Source organism: Bradyrhizobium sp. SZCCT0148, from assembly GCF_018129985.1.
Taxonomy (GTDB): domain Bacteria; phylum Pseudomonadota; class Alphaproteobacteria; order Rhizobiales; family Xanthobacteraceae; genus Bradyrhizobium; species Bradyrhizobium japonicum_H.
This window is the reverse complement of sequence record NZ_JAFCKT010000038.1, coordinates 1-2,497: the sequence shown is the minus strand read 5'-3', so window position 1 is coordinate 2,497 and position 2,497 is coordinate 1. Positions and strand designations below refer to the sequence as shown.

Genomic DNA, 2,497 nt, shown 5'->3' with positions numbered 1-2,497 from the left:
GTAAGCGGTCTTCTCAGGCCACGCGCCAGCGTTTTTGGGAAGCGAGATAGGCCCAGGGTAGCAGTTCGTCGATCTGGCTGTTCGGGTGGTTGTTGACGATGCGGGTGATGACGTCGGCGAGATAGGCGTGGGGTTCGACGCCAATGAGCTTGCAGGTTTCGATCAGTGAGGCGATGACGGCCCAGTGTTCGCCGCCGCCGTCCGAGCCAGCGAACAGGGCGTTCTTGCGGTTGATCGCGATTGGGCGGATAGCGCGCTCGACAACGTTGGAATCGATCTCGATGCGGCCGTCGGCAATGAAGCGCGTCAGCCCCTCCCAACGCGACAGCGCATATCGGATGGCCTCCGCGAGTTTGGTCTTCTGGCTGATCAGACCAAGCTTGGCGCGCAGCCAGAGTTCGAACTCGTCGACGATCGGCCGGCTTTTCTCTTGGCGGACGGCGCGACGCTCGTCGGCGGTGCGGCCGCGGATCTCGGCTTCGATGACGTAGAGCCCGGCGATACGTTCGAGCGCCTCGCTGGCGATCGGTGCGGGACCGGCCGCGGCGAGTTCGTAGAAGCGCCGGCGCACATGGGACCAGCAGAACGCCAGTTCAACGTCACCGCGCTCGGCCAGGACCCGATAGCCGGCATAGCCGTCGACCTGGAGGATGCCGGCAAAACCCGCGAGGTGGACGATCGGCCGTTCGGCCTTGCGATCGGGGGCGTAGACATAGGCGACGGCGGGCGGGTCCGTGCCGCCCCAGGGCCGGTCGTCGCGGGCATAGGCCCAGAGCTGGCCGGTCTTGGTGCGGCCGCGTCCGGGATCGAGCACCGGGGCGGTGGTCTCGTCGGCAAATAGTTTTGTCGAATGCTTCAGCCTCGCGAGCAGCCGCTCATGCACCGGCCGCAACAGGAAGGCGGCCCGCCCGACCCAATCGGCCAGGGTCGAGCGATCCAGCTCGAGGCCCTGGCGGGCGTAAATTTGAGCCTGCCGATACAGCGGCAGATGGTCGGCATATTTGGCGACGAGTACCTGTGCCACGGTGGCTTCGGTCGGTAGCCCGCCCTCGATTAGCCGCGCTGGCGCCGGTGCCTGCACCATGGTCTCGCAGGCCCGGCAGGCATACTTCGGCCGCCTCACGACTAGGACCCGGAACTGGGCCGGGACGATATCCAGTCGTTCGCTCACATCCTCGCCGATCCGGTGCAGCGCCTGCTGACAGCACGGGCAGGCGTGATCGTCGAGGTCGATCAGCATCTCGACCCGCGGCAGATGCGCCGGCAGTGCTCCTCTGTTCCTGCGGCGCCGTGCGGCTCGGCTCGATCGCTCGGCCGCATTGGCTGCATCGGTCGCCGCATCACTGCTTGCCTCGACCTGCTCGACCTCCTCCAGGCCGAGCAGCAACTGGTCCTCCGGCAGCGTCTCGGCCCGGCGGCCGAAGCGATGACGCTGCAACTCCTTGATGATCTGCTCGAGCCGCGCGGCGCGCGCCCGTTCGGCCAGCAGCATCGCCTTGAGTGTGCCGGGATCGTCCGGAAGTGTGTCGGCCGTCGTCGCCATGATGCGATTACACCATGCGTCGCAGCCCTCCGCGAGCGCGACATGCATACTGATTCACTGTGCCGCAGTTCAACTCGCCTGGGTCGGCGACGGTGTCTCGCGCGCAGCGTGGACGCGCTTCCAGTCCAATCCTTCAAGCAAGGCCGACAGCTGCGCCGCGGTCAGGCGAATGACGCCGTCCTGCACGTTGGGCCAGCAGAACGAACCGGTCTCAAGCCGCTTGGCGAACAAGCACACACCCGTGCCGTCCCAATAGATCAGCTTCACCCGGTCGGCGCGCTTGGCGCGGAACACATACACGGCGCCGGAGAACGGATCGGCCTGGATGCTCTCACGCACCAGGGCCGCGAGCCCTTCGGCACCCTTGCGGAAGTCGACCGGCCTGGTCGCCACCATCACCCGCACCGCGCCCGTCGGTCCGATCACGTGCAGGTCTTCAGCGCATGGATCACGGCCGCAACCGTCACGGCATCCGCGCCGCGGCCGACCCAGACCGCGACGCCGTTGATCTCGAGCTCGATGATGCCGCTGTTCTCGGCGCCCTCGGGCGCCTTCCGGAGGCGTCGGCGCTGCCGCGGCGAGCACTCCGGCGGCATGGACGATGGGGTAACGACAGCGGGCACGAACGTCTGCGGCTCGGGAGCCACAGGGATCGCAACCGGCTGTCGCATTTGCTGGCGCCACGTAAACAGCTGTTGCGGCGACAATCCGTGCCGCCGCGCGACCTCCGATACCACGGCTCCCGGGGCCAGCGTCTCCTCGACGAACCGAGCCTTCTCGTCGGCCGAGAACTGCCGGCGTCGGCCGGTCTCGGTGATGACCTCGACCCGACGAACCGAGGTCCTAGGCTCAAGCATATGGTCAAGCTTAGACACAAGCCGATCTCCAATCAGAGATCGATCATTCCTCGCTCGACGCCTTCAATGGAAGGTGGGGCCGAAACAGCGCTTACGA

Annotated in this window: 3 protein-coding genes; all 3 read right to left on the bottom strand. The window is 66.6% G+C overall.

Annotated elements, in window-relative coordinates; genetic code table 11:
• Positions 1–13: 13 nt before the first annotated feature.
• On the bottom strand, positions 14–1,543 hold the full coding sequence (gene tnpC, locus JQ580_RS33640; RefSeq protein WP_038937101.1) for an IS66 family transposase: 1,530 nt from the start codon (positions 1,541–1,543) through the stop codon (positions 14–16).
• Between the two features lie 69 nt (positions 1,544–1,612).
• Entirely contained in the window at positions 1,613–1,969 is a 357-nt protein-coding gene (gene tnpB / locus JQ580_RS33635; protein WP_212285656.1) for an IS66 family insertion sequence element accessory protein TnpB, read from the bottom strand.
• On the bottom strand, positions 1,966–2,418 hold the full coding sequence (gene tnpA / locus JQ580_RS33630; protein WP_212285654.1) for an IS66-like element accessory protein TnpA: 453 nt from the start codon (positions 2,416–2,418) through the stop codon (positions 1,966–1,968). Before tnpA ends, tnpB begins: the two co-directional genes overlap by 4 nt.
• Positions 2,419–2,497 lie beyond the last annotated feature (79 nt).